The organism is Kineococcus sp. AC630 (assembly GCF_979255925.1).
The window spans coordinates 1-17,147 of record NZ_CEEDMJ010000045.1 but is presented as its reverse complement, the minus strand read 5'-3'; the positions used below and the strand labels follow the sequence as shown (position 1 = coordinate 17,147).

Sequence of the window (17,147 nt, the reverse complement as noted above, 5' to 3'; positions counted from 1 at the left end):
GCACCCCGCCCACCCGGCGCAGCGGACCCGCGGCTGCGCTGCGGACCGGCACGCCCCGCCCGAGGTCGACCGCCTGGAGGTCGTGCGCCTCGCCGCGCTGCACGGCTACGACCTCCTCGACACCCCCGCCGACCCCGCGCTGGACGCCGTCGTCCGCCTCGCCGCCGCGATCGCCGGCGTGGCGACCGCGACGATCAACCTCATCGACGCCCACCGCCAGTGCCAGCTCTCCGCCGTCGGGTTCGCCGGCGGGCCCAGCGAGCGCAGCGAGTCGCTGTGCGCGCGCAACCTCGGCCACCCCGAGGTCGTCCACGTCCCCGACGCCCGGCGCGACCCGCGCTACCGCGACTCCGCCTGGGTCGACGGCCGCTTCGCCGACGTCGTCTTCTACGCCTCGCTCCCGCTGGTCACCGCCGAGGGGCACCACCTCGGCAGCCTCTGCGTCTTCGACGTCGTCCGCCGCGAGCTGACCCCGGACCAGCTCGCCCGCCTGCGCGACCTCGCCGACGTCGTCATGGCGCTGCTGGAAGGTCACCGCCGCCACCGCGAGCAACAGCGACTGGTCGCCGAGGTCGAGGAGCAGCGGGAACTGGCCGAGCTCACCCTCACCGAGCTGGAATCGCGCGAGGAGTTCACCCGGGCGCTGCTCACCAGCGTCGACGTGGGCGTTCTCGCCTGCGACGCGGCCGGTCGCCTCACCGTCGTCAACCCCACGGCCCGGCGCCTGCACGGCCGCGACGCCGACCTGGGCCTGCCCGCGAGCGAGTTCGCCCGCGCCCACGGCCTCCACGCCGCCGACGGCCGCACCCCGCTGGTACCGGAGGAGGCCCCGCTGTGGCGGGCGCTGGTCGAGGGCCACGTCCGCGACGTCGAGGTCGTCATCGCCCCTGCGGGTCGCACCCCCGTGCGGGTCCTGTGCACCGGCCGCGCCCTGCACGACCACGCCGGTCGCGTCATCGGCGCCGTCGTGGCCATGCAGGACATCACCACCGACCGGGCCCGCATCCACGCGCTCGAGGTGGCGGGGGAGCAGCTGCGCCGGCAGGGCCGCGACCTGGCCTGCGCCGTCACCGAACTGCGCCGCTCCAACGACGAGCTCGGCGACCTCGCCGCCGTCGCCAGCCACGACCTCGCCGCGCCCCTGACCTCCGTGCTCGGCTACCTCGAGCTCGTCCTCGACGTCCACGGTGACGCCCTCGGCGGGGAGGGCCGGGAGTGGCTGGCCACCGCGATGCGTGCGGCGCACCGGATGCAGGGCCTCATCGAGGCCGTCCTCGACCACGCCCGCGCCGACTCCACCGGTCTCGACGTGCGTCCCGTGGTCGTCTCCGACGTCCTCACCCACGTCGTGGAGGACCTCGGCGCCACCGCGGTGCAGGCCGAGATCGTCCTCACCGGCACCAGCCGCACCGCCCACGCCGACCCCGTCCTGCTGCGGCAGCTGCTGCAGAACCTCGTCGGCAACTCGGTGCGCTACCGCAGTCCGGAGCGGCCCTGCCGGGTCGAGGTCCGCGTGCGCGACCTCGCGGGCGGCGGCTGGGAACTGGCCGTCGCCGACAACGGCCGCGGCATCCCGCCCGGGCAGCGCGAGCAGGTCTTCGCCATGTTCGCCGTCGCGGTCAGCGCCGAGAACACCGCCGAGAACACCGCCGAGAACTCCGGCGCGCGGCGCCCCGGCCACGGCATCGGCCTCGCCACCTGCCGGCGCATCGTGGCGCGCCACGGCGGGCGCATCAGCGCGGAGGAGACCCCCGGTGGTGGGGCGACCCTGCGGGCCGCCTTCCCGTCGGCGCAGGCCCCCCGCTGGGGCGCGAGCGGTGTCCCGGTGGCCCTCACGTGAGGCCCCCGGCTGCCGATGGGGCCGGTGGACGTCCGTCCCACACCTTCCCCGATCCGTCTGGATCACCAGGTCCCGCAGGAGGAACCACCATGGCCCGAGTGCTGGTCGTCGAGGACGACCCGGACATCCGCCAGCTCGTCGAACTGCGCCTGCGCGGCCTCGGCCACCGGGTCGTGTCGGCCGGATCGGGGCCGGAGGCGCTGACCGTCATCGCCGAGCGCGGCGCACCCGAGGTCGTCGTCCTCGACGTCGCGATGCCCGGCATGACCGGCCTGGACGTCCTGCGCACCCTGCGGACCCAGCCCGAGCACGCCCACCTGCCCGCGATCTTCCTCTCCGCGCGGGTGCGTCCCGAGGACATCGCCGCGGGCGAGGAGCTCGGCGCGATCTACCTCACCAAGCCCTTCGTCGTCTCCGCGCTGGCCGGGGCCATCGAGAAGGCGCTGACCGCGAGCGTCGAGGCCGCCGCCGGCTGGTGAGCCACCACCCCGTCCCACGAACCCCCGATCCGTCCCGGACCGGGGGTTCGTCTCGTCCCGGACCGGGGGTTCGTGTCGTCCGGGGTGGGTGCGTCCGGACGGGTGACTCAAGGAAGTCCCGGGCGGTGCCGAAGGAGGCACTAGCCAGGAAGGCTGACAGCAGGGCCATGGACGGGCCGCTGGACGAGGGACCCCGAACGGGGTACCGCGAACAACAGGCGGTGCAGTGCGACTCCCGAACTTCTCGCAGCTGGTGGTCCCCGCGGGGGTCGTCGGCATCGTCCTGCTGCTCGTCGTGCCTCTGCCGGCGGCCATGCTGGACTTCCTCATCGCGTTGAACATCACGATGTCGCTGATGGCGCTGCTGGTGACGATGTTCGTCAAGCGGGTGCTGGACTTCTCGGTCTTCCCCTCGCTGATCCTGGTGCTCACCCTCTTCCGCCTCGGCCTGAACGTGGCCTCGACGCGACTGGTGCTCTCCAACGGCTTCGCCGGCAAGGTCATCGAGGCCTTCGGGCACTTCGTGATCTCCGGCTCGCTGGTCATCGGCCTGGTGATCTTCCTGATCCTGGTCGTCATCCAGTTCGTCGTCATCACCAAGGGCGCCGAGCGCGTCGCCGAGGTCGGTGCCCGCTTCACCCTCGACGCCATGCCCGGCAAGCAGATGGCCATCGACGCCGACCTCAACGCCGGCCTGATCGACGAGGCCGCCGCCCGCCAGCGCCGCGCCGACGTCAGCGCCGAGGCCGACTTCTACGGCGCCATGGACGGTGGCTCGAAGTTCGTCAAGGGTGACGCCGTCGCCGGCATCATCATCATGCTGATCAACCTCATCGGCGGGTTCGCCATCGGGATGGTCCAGCACGGGCTCGGCCCGGCGGAGTCGATCAACAAGTACGCGCTGCTGAGCATCGGTGACGGTCTCGTCAGCCAGGTGCCCGCGCTGCTGCTGAGCGTCGCGACCGGCCTCATCGTCACCCGCTCCACCAGCAACGGCGACATGGGCACCGAGGCCATCAGGCAGTTCTCGCAGCAGAAGATGGCCCTGCAGATCGCCGGCGGCGCGATGATCGTCCTGGCGCTCATCCCGAGCATGCCCAAGCTGCCGTTCCTCGTCGTCGGCGGACTGGCCTTCGTCGCCTCCACCCGCATCTCCCGCCGCGACGCCAACACCGCCCGCGACGTGGCGCTCGCCGCCTCCGCCCCCGGCCCGGTCAACCCCAACGAGGCCGCGGAGAACCTGCTCGAGGAGATGCGGGTCGACCCCCTCGAGGTGGTCCTGGCCCCCGACCTCGTCGACCTCGTCGACACCTCCGGCGGTGGCGACCTGCTCGAACGCGTCCGGGCCCTGCGCCGCAAGATCGCCCTCGAACTGGGCCTCGTCGTCCCGCCCGTGCGCACCCGCGACTCCCTCGACCTGCCGATGTCCACCTACGCGGTGCGCATCTCCGGCGTCGAGGTCGCCCGCGGCACCGCCCCGCCCGGACAGGTCCTCGCCCTGGGCGACAACCTCGACGGCCTCCCCGGACGGGCCACCGTGGAACCGGTCTTCGGCCTCGCCGGCAAGTGGATCCCCGCCGAACTGCGCCACCAGGCCCAGCTCATGGGCGCCACCGTCGTCGACCGCGCCAGCGTCCTCATCACCCACCTCGGGGAACTGGTCCGCACCCACGCCTCGCGCCTGCTCTCCCGCGAGGACGTCCGCTCCCTGGTGGAGGCCCTCAAGCGCACCCACCCGGCCGTCGTCGACGAGCTCACCCCCGCGGCGCTCTCCCTCGGCGAGGTCCAGCGCGTCCTGCAGGCGATGCTCGACGAGGCCGTCCCCATCCGCGACCTCGCCCGCATCTTCGAGGCGCTCTCGCTCAAGGCCAAGGCCGGCTCCGACCTCGACGGCCTCGTCGAGTCCGCCCGCCGTGCCCTGGGACCGGCCGTCGCGGCCGTCCACGAGCAGGACGGCACCCTGCACGTCATCACCCTGGACCCGATGCTGGAGCAGACCCTGGCGGAGTCCTTGCGCCCCGGTGAGCACGGCGCGAGCCTGGCCCTGGACGCCGTCACGGCCGAGCACCTGGTGACCGCCTCAAGTTCCTGCCTCGAACGTGCCGAAGGGCACGGCATCAGCGCAGTCCTCGTGTGCGCACCCCCTCTGCGAGCCCCGCTGCGCCGCCTGCTGAAGGCGGCGGTGGGCCGCCTGCACGTCCTGTCCTACGACGACGTGAGCAACCACCCCCGGATCGAGACGGTTGGATCGGTGAGCGGTGTCCATGCACTTGCTTCTTGAAGGTTCTGACTTGCAGGAGCTGCTGACGCAGGTCCGTGAGACCCACGGCGAGACCGCCCGCGTCGTCCGCGCCGAACGCATCCGCTCCGGCGGCGTCGCCGGCTTCTTCTCCAAGGAGCGCTACGAGGTGACGGTCGAGATGGACGGCGACACCGCCGGTGACGCGGTCAGCGGCGCGGCCGGCGACACGACCGGCGGAGCCGGCGCGCAGGACAGCACCTCCACCACCGCCCACCCGGCGGGGGAGGAGGAACGCGAGTCCCTCGACTTCGAGGCCCTGCTCGCCGCCGCCGACGCCGCCGAAGCCACCCCCGCGCCGGCTCCCGCCGCGCCCCAGGGCACCGCCACGCCGCCCGCCGCGCAGCCCGAGGAGGACTTCGAGTCCGCCCGCCAGGGCCTGCTCGACATGCTCCGCGCCTCCACCGGCAGCGACGTCCAGGAAGCGCCGTTCAAGGTTTCCGGGACGGATGCCGAGGAGGTCGGTGTGATCGCGCAAACGGGTGACAGCACCGAGGTCGAGGCCCCCACCGAGGACCGGTCCGAGGACCGCTACGAGGACCTGGTCGCCGAGCGGTTCGAGGCCCAGCTCCTCGAGGAGGCCCGCCTCGAGATCGAGCGCGCCGAGATCGAGCGCGCCGAGCGCCTCGAGCAGGAACGCCTCGCGAACGAGCGCCTCGAGCAGGAACGCCTCGCGAACGAGCGCCTCGAGCAGGAACGCCTCGCGAACGAGCGCCACGAGCAGGAGCTCGCCGCCCAGCAGATCGCAGCCCAGCAGGAAGCCGACCGTCGAGCCCTGGAAGAGGAGCGGATGCGCCAACTGGAGATCGAACGCCAGCACGCCCACGAGACCGAGCGCCGGCACGCGCAGGAGACAGCCCGCCGCGAAGCCGCCCGCGAGCAGGAACTGCGCCGCGAGGAGGCCCGCGCCGACGTCCGTCGCCGCCAGGCCGACCGCATGGGCGCCACCACCGCACCGGCCCGCTCCCTCGGTGAGGTCCTCGCCGCCGCCGACGCCGCCGAGGGCACCCACCGCCTCGAGGCCATGTTCACCGCCGGGCGCTCGCAGGACCCGCGTCAGGCCCCGCGCCAGATCGCACGTCAGGACCCGCGTCAGGACACCGCGTCCCAGCAGCGCCCGCACCGGCCGATCTCCACGGAGAGCGACTCCTTCGCGGCGACGGTGGCCTCGATGCGCTCGTCGGCCAGCACCGGGGGAGAGGGTCACCGCTACGGACGATCCCCTGCGACTGGAGTAACTGCTGATGTACGCTCGGTGACGATGCAGCCTGCGCGGCCCGCTCGTCCCCGTCCGGGTCGCCCCGCGGTCGAAGCCTCGACCCGGACCGTTCGCAGCTCGGAGGATCGCGTGTCTGACCAGTTCGGTGCGGCCAACGGAGCCGCCAACACCCCGGTCGGCCGCCGCGGTGAGCCGGAGGGCCGTGGCCCCGCCCGCCGTCCGGAACTGCGCCGCCCCGCGGCCGTCGCCGACCAGTTCGCCGACCAGTTCGGTGACCAGTTCGGCGACCGGTTCGCCGAGGACCGCCGGGGCGAGTGGGCCGGCGACTACGACCAGCTCAACGGTCAGGTCAACGGGACCGCCAACGGCCAGGTCAACGGCCAGCTGAACGGAACGGCCAACGGCCACGGCGAGGCTCGTGACTTCGACCAGGCCTACCAGCAGGAGTTCGCGGGCCAGTACGCCCCCGAGCAGGACGACCGGTCTCCGCGCACCGCGGAGCGGACCTACCAGCCCACCAGTGCACGCGACGGGGACGAGAACGAGGCGATGAGCATGGATCTGACTTACCGTGAACCGGTGACCACTTACAGTGACCGCCCCTCGCAGCCGCGGATGCCGTACCGCGAGCCGCAGGACACCGGCGACGTGCTGCGCCTGGCCCGCGACATCGAGGTCCCCGCGCCGCTGCGCGTGGGCGCCGGTGAGCTGGTCGTCGTCATCGGCGAGGCCGACGCCGTCGTCTCCGCCGCGCTGCTCGTCGCCGACGAGGTCGGTTCCGAGGCGCCGCTGGTGCTGGGTCGTGCCGACGTGCAGAACACCATCACCGCCGAGGAGCTGCCGGCCCGTCAGGACCAGGCCCGGCGCTGGAGCGCCCCGCTCACCGTCGCCATCCCGGCCCGTCCCACCGGGGCCGACGCCGAGCGCGCCGCCCGCATGGCCGCCGAGATCGGTGCCGCCTCCGTCGTCGTCTGCGTCGACGCCACCCGCCGCAGCCACGCGGTCGCGAGCCTGCTGCGCGCGCTCGAGGCCGTCGGGCTGCCCGCCCGTCGCCTGGCCGTGCACCGCGCCGCCGAGAGCCCGGACCCCCTGGACGTCCTCTCCCTCGACGTTCCCGTCGGCTTCCTCGACGGACGCCCCGCCACCTCCGGCGCCTGGGCCGGTCTGCTCCTCGACGCCGCGGGCGACCACGGGATGCGTTGAGCCGCAACGGTTCACGAACTCAACCCGTCGCTCGATCCCTCGAGACCAGAACCGGAGAACGACAGAGCCCATGGCCAGACGTGCTGCTCCGGGGGCGGAGCTGAGCCGCGCCGCCGCGCAGTGGCCCGGCCTCAACCACCGGGTCTGGGTGGAGCTGCAGATGCCGGACACCTTCGGTGGGGACCTCATCCGGCTCCCCACGCGGGTCGAGGACGCCCACGAGGGCAGTCTCGTGGTCGCGGCACCGAGTTTCCGCGGTGACCTGCACGTGGTGGCCCCCGGGCTGCCCGTGACGGTCGCCTGGGCGGGGGCGCGCGGCCAGAGCCGGCAGGAGTTCCTGATCGCCGAGGTCGTCCGTCGCCGGGTCTCGGCCTGGGACCTGGCGCCCTCCAGCGAGGTCGTGGTCGAACAGCGTCGCCGCTACGCCCGGGTCCCGGCCTCCGGGTCGGTCCGGCTCTCCCCGGTGGAGGGCGACCCCCTGCAGCGCGAGGCCGACCTCGCCGACGGTGTGGTCGAGCCCCTGCTGGAGGGCCACCTGGTGGACCTCAGCGAGGGCGGGTCGGCGCTGTCCGTGCGGGGCGGTTCCTGGCTGCGACTGGGGCGGCTGGTGCGGATGTCCTTCGAGCTCGACGGCGCCCCGCTCGACCAGGTCGGTCAGGTGGTCCGCTCGCTGGACTCCCTCGACCCCGACCTCGTCGAGGTCGTCGTCGCCTTCAGCGAGCCGGTGCCCGCCGCGGACCGCTTGCGCCGCTTCGTCATGCAGACCCAGATCAGGCAACGCCGTGGAGGAGACCGATGACCGCGATCGTGCTGGCCGTCAGCCTGCTGCTGGCCGGACCGTCCGTGCTGGCCGCCCTGCAGGGCACCGGCGACGTCGACACCGCCCTGCTGCACCTGGTCCTGGCCCTGCTGGTCAGCACCGTCGCGGGCCGCGTCCTGCGCGGACTGGTCCGGGGGTACCAGGAACAGGCCGAGAACGCCCCCCACCCCGAGGCGGAGGACGTCGACGGTCTGCCGGGCCGTCGCCGCAACGACTTCTGAGGCCCGCTCCGCCCACCGCTGGAGACCACTCGACGCCCGTTCCGCACCGCGGAGCGGGCGTCGGGTGTTTCCGGAACGTTTCCGCACCGGCTGAGACGGGTGTGACGGGTGGGGTCCGCGCCAGGCTGCGGAAATCTGTCACTAGAACGACATGGACGAACACGTTTCGTCACCTATGCTGGGCCCCATGCTGGTCCTGACGCGCAAGGCCGGGGAATCCGTGGTCATCGGCGACGAGGTCGTCGTGCGCGTCCTCGAGGTGAGAGGTGACGTCGTCCGCGTCGGCATCGACGCGCCCCGCGACGTGCAGGTGCACCGCCAGGAGGTCTACGAAGCGGTCCGCGAGGCCAACATCGCCGCCGCCGCCGCCTCCGAGGAGGCGATCTCCGCCCTGCGGGGCATCGTCCGGCGCGCGGGCGCCTGAGCCCCCGCTCCGAGGAGAGCTCACCCGTCCGGCCCACGCAACCCTCAAGGGGGAGCGTCGAAGGACCGAAAGCACCGTGAGAGCTGCTGACCTCCCGTGGTCCGGTGGCCAACGGTGGGGGTGGAGCGATGACGGCGGCGCCGTCCACGAACACGTCGGACGTCACGGCACCCCCGGTGCTGCCCGGCCCGGTCCTGGCCACGGCCATGGAGCGCTCCGGGCTGGCCCTCGCGGTGCTGGACGCGGACGGCCGGCTCGTCCACGTCACCCACGGCCTGACCCGCATGCTGGGCGTCAGCGCGGAGGACCTCCTCGGCCGGAACCGGCTGCAGTGGTGGCTGGGACTCTCCGTCGTCCTCCTCCCCGAGGCCGAGGCCGAGGCCGAGGGCCACGGGCAGGGGCACGGGCACGACGACCGCGACGCCCACGACGACCTGACGCCCGCCCAGCGGGCCGTGCTGTCCGGGGCGATGCCCACCGGCCTCGACGTGCTGAGCGCGATCCGCAGCGGCGACCTCGACGTGGACGTCGACGTCGCCCGTTCCGACGGCCAGCTGCTGGTCGCCCACGTGCACGCCTCCACCACCGGTGAGGCGGGCGGCGGGGCCGTCCTCGTCGTGCGCGACGTGACCGTCGAACGCGCGACCCGCCAGCAGCTGCGCACGCTGCTGGCCCGCCAGGACGCGGTGATCGCCGCCAGCCCCGACACGATCTACCGCATCAACCTGCCGCAGCGGGTCGTGGAGTGGACCAACGCCGGACCGGCCTCGCTGCTGGGGCTGCCCAGCGCCGACGGCGACGGCGCGCTGGACGCGATCCACCCCGACGACGCCCCGGGCGTCGTGCGGGCCCTGGAGTGCCTGGGAGGTGCGGGTACGGGCGAGATCGTCGAGTGCACCTACCGCGTCGTCGACGGCTACGGCGGTGACCGGTGGGTGCACACCCGGTCCACCGTCTCCGACCGTTCCGCCGTCGGGATCCCGGTGCGCGTCGTCGGCATCGCCCAGGACCTCACCGAGACGATCACGACGATGGACGCGCTCGCCGGCTCAGAACGACGCTTCCACGAGATCTTCGCCCGCGGGCCCGTCGGGATGCTGCTCTTCGGTCTGGAGGGCTGGGTCAGCGAGGTCAACGACGCGCTCTGCACCTTCTGGGAACGCGACACCGCGGAACTGATCGGCGCCCCGGCGGGGCAGTTCCTCGACCCCGCCGGCCCCACCGAGGGCGCCCGCCCCAGCGCGGAGGAACGCGACGAGCACGCCCGCGCCGCCGCCGAGCTGGAGGCGCTGGTCTCCGGCGCGGTCGAGGTCGTGCACCGCGAGCGGCGCTACGAGCTGCCCAGCGGCAAGGTGGTGTGGGGTCAGATCTCGCTGTCGCTGACCTCCAGCAGCTCCGGAGAGCCGGCCTTCCTCGCCTTCGTCGAGGACGTCACCGCCCGCAAGCGCGAGGCCGAGCAGCTCGAGCACGCCGCCCTGCACGACCCGCTGACGGGGCTGCCCAACCGAGCCAAGGCCGAGGACCAGCTGCGGACGGCGATCTCGCGGACCCGGCGCCGCGGCGGGGGCTGCGCGGTGCTCTTCGTCGACCTCGACCACTTCAAGGACGTCAACGACAACCTCGGTCACGCCGCCGGGGACGCGTTGCTCGCCGACGTCGCCGACCGGCTGCGGGGGCTGCTGCGGGCCGGCGACATGGCCGCCCGCATCGGTGGTGACGAGTTCGTCCTGGTCTGCGAGGACGTCGCCGACGCCAAGGCGTTGTCGTCGATCGCGGACCGGGTCTGCGAACGCCTCAGCATCCCCGTCGACCTGGGGGTCCGGACGGTCACGGTCAGCGCCAGCATCGGCGCCGCCCGCACCGACGGGGAACTCGGCCCCGAGGAGCTGCTGCGTGCGGCGGACCGCGCGATGTACCGGGCGAAGGCGGCGGGACGGGGGTGCTGGCGCGCGGCGTGACACTGTGTCACGTCGCGGTGACTGAGACGGCGTTCCGAGGCGGCATCCGGGTGCGTTCGGTCACCGCGTGATGAACCTCACCCCCGATCGGCTCAGCGCGGGATTCCCCTGCCCGGGCTGATCGGCCATCCTGGGGTGAGACCCGCCACCGCTCGGTGAAGACAGTGTCGTCTGTGGTCGACCAGAGGCACCGTCCTGAACGAGGAGGTCGTGAGATGAACGACAGCAGCACGCGCAACGGCACCAACGACGTCGTGATCGACGTCCGCGAGATCGAGCTGACCACCGTCGCGAACCCGCGCCGCATCCAGCTCTGAGCTCCACCACGAAGGCCGGTCCCCGTCACGGGGGCCGGCCTTCGTCGTTCCCGTTCCTCGTCCCCGTCAGGGGGCGGTGAGGATCCCCGCCCGGTACCAGTGGTGCAGCAGTTCGTAGCCGTTGTCCCCGGTCACCCAGGGGACGGGGGAGTCCGCCGGCATCGCGGTCGGGGCCAGCGGGTGCCCACCGGCGAGCAGCTGCTCGGCGGGGGTGAGGCGACGGATCGCGACCCCGGCCACGCGCTCGGGGGCCGCGGCGAGGAACTCCGCGTACAGCGTCGGGTCGTGCTGGCCGTCGTCCCCCACCAGCAGCCACGTCACCTGCGGCAGCTCCCGGGCGAGGCGGGCCAGCGACTCCCGCTTGTGCCCGGGCCCGTCGCGGAACCAGCCGGTGTTGGTGGGACCCCAATCGGTCAGCAGCAGCGGGCCCTCGGGATAGCCGAAGCGGCGCAGGAACCGGGTGAGGGTGGGTGCGACGTTCCACGCCCCGGTCGAGAGGTACAGCACCGGTGCGCCGGGGTTCTCGGCCACGACCTGGCGGTACAGCTCGGCCATCCCGTTGACCGGGACCCGGGCCCGTTCGTCCAGGACGAAGGAGTTCCAGGCCGCCACCAGGGGACGCGGCAGGCGGGTCACGACGACGGTGTCGTCGATGTCGGAGAGCAGCCCGAGCGTCGGTTCGGGACCCACGACGATGACCCGTGAGGTGCCGGAGTGGCGCAACACGTTCTGCGGCGGCAGTTCCGCACCGCCCTCGGTGTCGTCCTCGACGAGTTCGACGTCCTCCGCGGTCTCGTCGCCGGCGTCCCCGGCGTCGGGGCCGACGGTGAGGACGACCTCGTGCTCACCCGGGGGCAGGTCGATGCGGACGACCTCGTCGACGTAGCCCTCGCGGTTGGTGCGCAGGAGGCGCTCGTGCTCCCCGATGCGCACCGTCACCTCGGCGTCGGCGATGGGGACGGTGAGGAAGTTGCGCCAGCCGCGCACGACCCGCAGACCGTCGCGGGCGTTCTCGGCCGGGGTCTCCTCCCGGCCCAGCAGGACCCGCCCGAGGACGCGGACCCAGCCGGGACCGCCGTAGCCGGGGTAGGCGATGGCGCGGGCGTGGTAGCCCCGCCGCCGCAGCCGCGACCCGGCGAGACCCTTCACGGCGTCCTCGATGCGGGCGGCGCGGTGCAGGCCGTGCTCCCCGGGGCGGGCGGCGAGGTCGAGGGAGCGGAGCTCCTCGAGGTCGCGTCGTGCCTCCGCGACACGCCGGGCCCGTCGCTGTGCGCCGGTGAGAGCGGGTCGGTTGATCACCTGGTGGACCCTAACGGGCGGGGAAACCTCCGGCGAGGCGGTCGAAGCCCTCGTCGAGGCCGACCCGCGGTTCCCAGTGCAGCAGCTCCTTCGTGCGGGCGATGTCGAACCAGTGCGCGGTGGAGAGCTGCTCGGCGAGGAACCGGGTCATGGGCGGCTCGTCGGGCAGCCCGAACCGCGTCCAGACCCGTTCCACGAGCGAGCCTGCGACCTTCGCGACGGCGGCGGGGACCCGCCGGGTCGGGGCGGGGACCCCCGCGGCGCGGCAGATGCGGGCGAAGACCTCGCTGACGGTGCGGGGCTCGCCGTTGGTGACGACGAACGCCTGTCCGTGCACGCCCGCGTCGGTGACGTGGTCCAGCGCCGCGAGGAGCGCGTCCACGGCGTTGTCGACGTAGGTGGTGTCGATGAGGGCGGCCCCGTCGTCCAGCAGCGGCAACCGGCCCGCGCGGGCGCGGTCGGCGATGCGCTGCACGAGCTGGGTGTCCCCGGGGCCCAGCACGATGTGCGGGCGGACCGCGCACACCGCGAAGGTGGGGAAGTCCGCGGCCAGGGCGAGCAGTTCCGCCTGGGCCTTGGTCACGGCGTAGGAGCCGTGCGCAGCGGCCGGGTCCGCGGGCGTCGTCCCGACCCCCACGAGCGCGGACCCGGCGTGGGCGACGGAGGGTGAGGACACCATGACGAAGCGGGAGACCCCCGCGGTGCGGGCCGCGGCGAGCAGGTTCGCGGTGCCCTCGACGTTGGTGGCGACGTACTCGGGGTGCGGGCCGGTGACCGACACCTTCGCCGCGAGGTGCACGACGGCGTCGACCCCGGCCACGGCGCGGGCGCACGCGTCGGCATCGGTGACGGATCCGAGGACCTCCTCGAAGCCGGCCAGCCCGGACGGTCGGCGCTGCAGGACGCGGACGTCCTCACCGCGGGCGGCCAGGGCCCGCGCGGTCTCCCGGCCCAGCATGCCGCTGGCCCCGGTCACGAGGACCTTCACGTGAGCTTTCCCGCCTTCTCGCCCGCGAGGACGCTCTCGGCCCAGGTACCCACCCGGGCCCGGTCGATCTTGGAGTTGTGGCGCACGTCGGTCGGCAGCGCCGGGACCAGCAGCAGCGCGACCAGGTTGCGCCCGGTCGCGGCGCGCACGGATTCCGACAGCCCGGGGTCGGCGACCGTCGTGCGGGTCACCGCGACGTCGCCCTCACCCTCGGCGACGACGACGAACTGGCGCGCGGCGCGCGGCCCGATCCCCACGAACGCGGCCCGCGCGACGCCCGGGACGGACTCCGCCCGCTGCTCCACCCCGACGGGGGTGACGACCTCGTCGGCGCTCACGACGACGTGGGCCAGGCGCCCCTCGATCCAGACCCGCCCGGCGGCGTCGAGGTGGCCGACGTCACCGGTGCGGTGCCAGCGCCCCGGCCGGACCTGCCCGAGCAGCGTCGGGGAGGGACGGACGTCGACGCTGGCGGCCTGGGTGAACCACAGCTGGTCGTAGTGGTCCTTGACGTGCTCACCGCCGACGACGACCTCCCCCACGACTCCGGCGGTGGTGACGAGGTCGACCCCCGCGTGCCCGTCCCCGTCGAGGGGTGCGATCGCGACAACGACCCCCTCCACGGGAGTGCCCACGCAGATGCCTTCACCGGGACCGGCGGCCAGGACGTCGGAGAGGCCGACGTCGGTGGCGGGCAGCACCTCGGTAGCGCCGTAGGGGGTGCGCGGGTCGGCCAGCGGCATGAGGTCCTGGACCCGCTGCAGCAGCGGCGTCGGGACGGGCGCCCCGGCGGAGAGCAGGGTGTCCACCCCAGCCAGCGCCTCGCGCTGGGCGGCGCTCAGCTGCGCGGCGGTGGCGAGGACGTTGACGATGGCCGCGGGGGCGAGGAACACCGACGTCGCGGCGGCCGCGGCGACGGCGTCGGCCAGCGCGGCCGCCGTCAGCGTCGCCGGCCGGGTGACGTCCATCGCGGGGACCACGCACGTCGCACCCAGCGCGGGCCCGAACAGCGCGAACGGGGCGAACGCCGACACCAGCGGCTGGCCGGGACCGGTGCGGATGGTGCGGCCCATCGCCTGCGCGAGCTGCGCCAGCTGGCCGTGGGTGTAGACGACACCCTTCGCGGGGCCGGTGGAGCCGGAGGTGAAGAGCACCGCGGCCTCCGCCTGCGGCGACGGCTCGGCGGGCAGTTCGAAGCCCGCGGCGAGGCGGTGCGCCCCGGCCCGCGCGACCTCCAGCAACGTCGCCTCGACCCCGAGCACCTTCAGGGTGGCGTCGGAGATCTCCCCGGCCGCGATCCGGCGACCGGGCCAGCGCAGCACCCGGGCCGCGGCGAGGGCCTTCGAGACGCCCACGACCCAGTCGACCCCGGCGCCGGTGACGGCGCGCGACAACCCGCGCACCCCCAGCCCCGCGTCCGCCACGACGGCGACCGCCCCGATGCGCAGCAGCGCGTACAGCGTCGCCGTCAGGTCCGCGCCCGGCGGGACGAGCAGTGAGACCCGTTGCCCCGCAACGACCCCCATCGCGGTGAAGCCCGCGGCGAGTTCGTCGGTGCGGCGCTTCAGCAGGCCCCAGGGAACGCTGCGCGACGTGCCGTGCTCCGACATCTCGATGACGGCGGGGGAGTCGGCGAGCGCCGGGTCCCCGCCCCGTTCCTCCAGTGCGGCCCACATCCGCGGCACCCGCACCTCGACCTGCGCGTCCCCGTCTCCGGGCTGCGGGGCGGGGTGCAGGACCCGTTCGTCCAGCCACCGCAGCACCGCGGCCGGGAACTGCGGGTCCTCCGGGGTGAGGTGGCTGGCGGTGGCGAAGCGGTGCACGTCGGCGTGCGGCACGCGGGCCCGCCAGTCGCGCAGGAACCACTCGGTGAACACCGGGTCGCGCGGACCCCACGCCACGAACGTCGGGACCCCGGCCGCGGCGATCGCCGCGACCCCGTCGCTGACGGCGTCCAGCGCGGCACGACTGGGGTGGTCGGGACCCACCGGGACGTCCGCGACGAACGCCTCGATCCCGGCCCGCTCACCGGCGTGGGCGTAGGGGGAGCGGTACGCCGCCTTCACCGGCGCCGGGAGCGCGGGGCGCGGCAGGGACAGCGTCGTGCGCAGGAACGCGTCCGTGCGCGACGTCACGCCCGCCAGCAGCCCCGGGCGCATGACGAGCTTCAGGACCCCCGGCGCACCCGCACCGGCCGGCCAGCTCGCCGCCGTGTTCGCCACGACCAGCCCCGCCAGCCTCACCCGCGAGCCCGACCCGTGCCGGCCCCCGCGGCGGGAGAGTTCACCCGCGGCCCAGCCGGAGACGACGAGACCGCCCCAGTCGTGCCCCACGGCCACGACCTGACCCGACAACCCCAGCGCGTCCACGAGCCCGGCGAGGTCCTCGACCCGGTCCGCGAGACGACGGGTCGTCTCCGTGCGCTCCGAGAAACCCATCTCCAGCTGGTCCACCGCGACGACGCGCCACCCCAGGTGCACCGCAGAGGCGGCCCGCGCCAGCCCGCGCCACAGGTAGGACCACGTCGGGTTGCCGTGCACGCACAGCAACGTCCCCACGACGTCGTCCGGTCCCGCGTCGGGAGCGGTGTCGAGCACGTGCCAGGTCCGCGTCACCCCCGCGTGGTCGACCGCCTCCACGAGACGGGACCAGCGCGGGTCGAGACCCTCCAGACCGGCCGGCGGGGTCACCGCCGGCCGCACAGCGTTCTTCACCACTCCAACTCGATCATCGCCGTGTTCAACCCCGAACCCACACCCATCGCGATCACCCGGTCGCCGGGGGACAGCTCCGGCGCCGTCGCCGCCAACGTCATCGGCAGCGAGATCGGACCGACGTTGCCCCACTGCGGGAACGTCATCGGCACCTTCGCCGCGTCCACGCCGATCCGCTCCACCAGGGTCTCGGTGTGCACGCGGGAGATCTGGTGGATGACGAACTTCTCCGCGTCGCGCCAGCCCCACAGCTCGTCACCGGCGTTGAAGGCGTCCACGACGATCTCGATGCCCTCGGTCAGCATCAGCTTCGCGTCGGTCTTCATGTGGTTCATGTCCCCGATGCACAGCTCGTGGTGGGCCGTGCCCGCCCGCGACACCCCACCGACGATCCGGTGCGCCTGCGGGTGCTCGTCCGCGCGGCCGATGACCGCCGCCGCCGCACCGCAGCCCAGCGTCATCGTCGCGAACTCGTTGAGGAAGTCCTTGCGGGTGATCCCGTCGCGCTGCAACCGCGAGATCGTCCCCTCGTGCATGGAGCGCACGTCCTCCGCGCCCAGCACCACCGCGTAGCGGATCATCCCCGCGTCGATCATCGCCGAGGCCACCTGCACCCCGTTGACCCACGCCAGGCACGCGTTGGCGATGTCGAAGTTCATCGCCGACGTCGGCAGGTCCATCCCGTGGTGCACCGACGTCGCCACCGCCGGTTCCAGGTGCGGGCGCGTCACCGTCGTGGAGATGACCACCCCGACGTCCTTCGCGTCGACCCCGGCCTCCGAGAGCGCCTTCGCGCCGCACTCCGCGGCCACGTCGGAGGCCTTCTGACCGTCCGCCCACCAGCGGCGCTCACTCACCCCCGCGACCTTCTCCAGCAGTCCGGGGCGCAGGCGCAACCGCTCCAGCGTCCCCGACAGCACGTCGTCGAAGTACGACGAGGGCACCACCCGGGGCGCCTCGACGTGCGAGATCGACAGCAGGGCGGCGTTGGCCGGCGCGAACGTCGCGTTCCCGTGGAACGCGCGGTCCGAGGCAGAAGGGTCGTACAAGGGCTTCCCCGATCCAGAGTCGTCGGCCGCGCGGCGGTGGGTCGCCGTGCCCGGTGCACCGTCCACCGGCTGGCAGCAGGCCACCCGCGCGGCGGGCACTCAGGTTAACCGCCGACGAACGCCGCGCTCGCCGAGGTCACCCCCGAGCACCCGTCGAGCCCGCGACCCGAGCCGCCGCCAGCACCGTGGACGACGCCCGTTCCAACGTCGCGACCGCCCCCTCCAGTTCCGCCCGCGACGGCACCCGCCGGGCGAAGCAGGCCCGCTCCACCACCTCCAGTGCCGCCCCCAGCTCCTCCCGCCGAACCGCCAGCGGC

The 17,147-nt window shown here is 73.8% G+C and carries 13 protein-coding genes; 8 read left to right on the top strand and 5 right to left on the bottom strand.

Annotation, left to right across the window (positions count from 1 at the left end):
* The 8 genes from AC0I8G_RS25495 to AC0I8G_RS25460 all read left to right on the top strand — a co-directional run.
* Window positions 1-1,840: sensor histidine kinase (locus AC0I8G_RS25495; RefSeq protein ID WP_471732447.1), on the top strand; the 1,840-nt coding region annotated here is incomplete at its 5' end.
* 89 nt (window positions 1,841-1,929) lie between these two features.
* Window positions 1,930-2,319 carry a response regulator gene (locus tag AC0I8G_RS25490; RefSeq protein WP_471732446.1) on the top strand — a complete coding sequence of 130 codons (390 nt, stop codon included), beginning with the start codon at window positions 1,930-1,932 and terminating at the stop codon, window positions 2,317-2,319.
* A 226-nt stretch (window positions 2,320-2,545) separates the two neighbouring features.
* Complete coding sequence (flhA, locus tag AC0I8G_RS25485) at window positions 2,546-4,600, top strand: flagellar biosynthesis protein FlhA (RefSeq protein ID WP_471732445.1); 2,055 nt, start codon at window positions 2,546-2,548, stop codon at window positions 4,598-4,600.
* 10 nt (window positions 4,601-4,610) lie between these two features.
* The gene (locus AC0I8G_RS25480) at window positions 4,611-7,040 is read left to right on the top strand and encodes a hypothetical protein (RefSeq protein ID WP_471732444.1); all 2,430 of its coding nucleotides are present in this window, start codon (window positions 4,611-4,613) and stop codon (window positions 7,038-7,040) included.
* A 70-nt stretch (window positions 7,041-7,110) separates the two neighbouring features.
* Window positions 7,111-7,839, top strand: coding sequence for a PilZ domain-containing protein (locus tag AC0I8G_RS25475; RefSeq protein WP_471732443.1), 729 nt, complete (start codon window positions 7,111-7,113; stop codon window positions 7,837-7,839).
* Window positions 7,836-8,081, top strand: coding sequence for a hypothetical protein (locus tag AC0I8G_RS25470; RefSeq protein WP_471732442.1), 246 nt, complete (start codon window positions 7,836-7,838; stop codon window positions 8,079-8,081). The genes AC0I8G_RS25475 and AC0I8G_RS25470 overlap by 4 nt, the downstream gene beginning before the upstream one ends.
* A 187-nt stretch (window positions 8,082-8,268) precedes the next feature.
* Window positions 8,269-8,505, top strand: coding sequence for a carbon storage regulator CsrA (csrA, locus tag AC0I8G_RS25465; RefSeq protein ID WP_328291669.1), 237 nt, complete (start codon window positions 8,269-8,271; stop codon window positions 8,503-8,505).
* 128 nt (window positions 8,506-8,633) lie between these two features.
* Entirely contained in the window at window positions 8,634-10,463 is a 1,830-nt protein-coding gene (locus AC0I8G_RS25460) for a sensor domain-containing protein (protein ID WP_471732441.1), read from the top strand.
* A gap of 383 nt (window positions 10,464-10,846) precedes the next feature.
* Here AC0I8G_RS25460 and AC0I8G_RS25455 read toward each other — a convergent pair whose 3' ends face one another.
* The 5 genes from AC0I8G_RS25455 to AC0I8G_RS25435 form a co-directional block, all read right to left on the bottom strand.
* Window positions 10,847-12,079 (bottom strand): App1 family protein, encoded by a 1,233-nt coding sequence (locus AC0I8G_RS25455; protein ID WP_380262559.1) that lies wholly within the window; start codon window positions 12,077-12,079, stop codon window positions 10,847-10,849.
* Between the two features lie 10 nt (window positions 12,080-12,089).
* Window positions 12,090-13,067 carry an NAD-dependent epimerase/dehydratase family protein gene (locus AC0I8G_RS25450; RefSeq protein WP_471732440.1) on the bottom strand — a complete coding sequence of 326 codons (978 nt, stop codon included), beginning with the start codon at window positions 13,065-13,067 and terminating at the stop codon, window positions 12,090-12,092.
* The gene (locus AC0I8G_RS25445; RefSeq protein ID WP_471732439.1) at window positions 13,064-15,781 is read right to left on the bottom strand and encodes an alpha/beta fold hydrolase; all 2,718 of its coding nucleotides are present in this window, start codon (window positions 15,779-15,781) and stop codon (window positions 13,064-13,066) included. Before AC0I8G_RS25445 ends, AC0I8G_RS25450 begins: the two co-directional genes overlap by 4 nt.
* Window positions 15,778-16,830: a 3-oxoacyl-ACP synthase III gene (locus tag AC0I8G_RS25440; RefSeq protein ID WP_380161836.1), complete on the bottom strand. Its 1,053-nt coding sequence runs from the start codon at window positions 16,828-16,830 to the stop codon at window positions 15,778-15,780. The genes AC0I8G_RS25445 and AC0I8G_RS25440 overlap by 4 nt, the downstream gene beginning before the upstream one ends.
* A gap of 136 nt (window positions 16,831-16,966) precedes the next feature.
* On the bottom strand, window positions 16,967-17,147 hold a 181-nt coding region (locus tag AC0I8G_RS25435; RefSeq protein WP_471732438.1), incomplete at its 5' end, for a hypothetical protein.

What these genes read in the sequence shown, in the direction of transcription:
- AC0I8G_RS25475 (WP_471732443.1), top strand. Translation starts at nt 7,111, where the DNA reads ATGGCCAGACGTGCTGCTCCGGGGGCGGAGCTGAGCCGCGCCGCCGCG.
- AC0I8G_RS25470 (WP_471732442.1), top strand. Translation starts at nt 7,836, where the DNA reads ATGACCGCGATCGTGCTGGCCGTCAGCCTGCTGCTGGCCGGACCGTCC.
- AC0I8G_RS25490 (WP_471732446.1), top strand. Translation starts at nt 1,930, where the DNA reads ATGGCCCGAGTGCTGGTCGTCGAGGACGACCCGGACATCCGCCAGCTC.
- AC0I8G_RS25460 (WP_471732441.1), top strand. Translation starts at nt 8,634, where the DNA reads ATGACGGCGGCGCCGTCCACGAACACGTCGGACGTCACGGCACCCCCG.
- csrA (WP_328291669.1), top strand. Translation starts at nt 8,269, where the DNA reads ATGCTGGTCCTGACGCGCAAGGCCGGGGAATCCGTGGTCATCGGCGAC.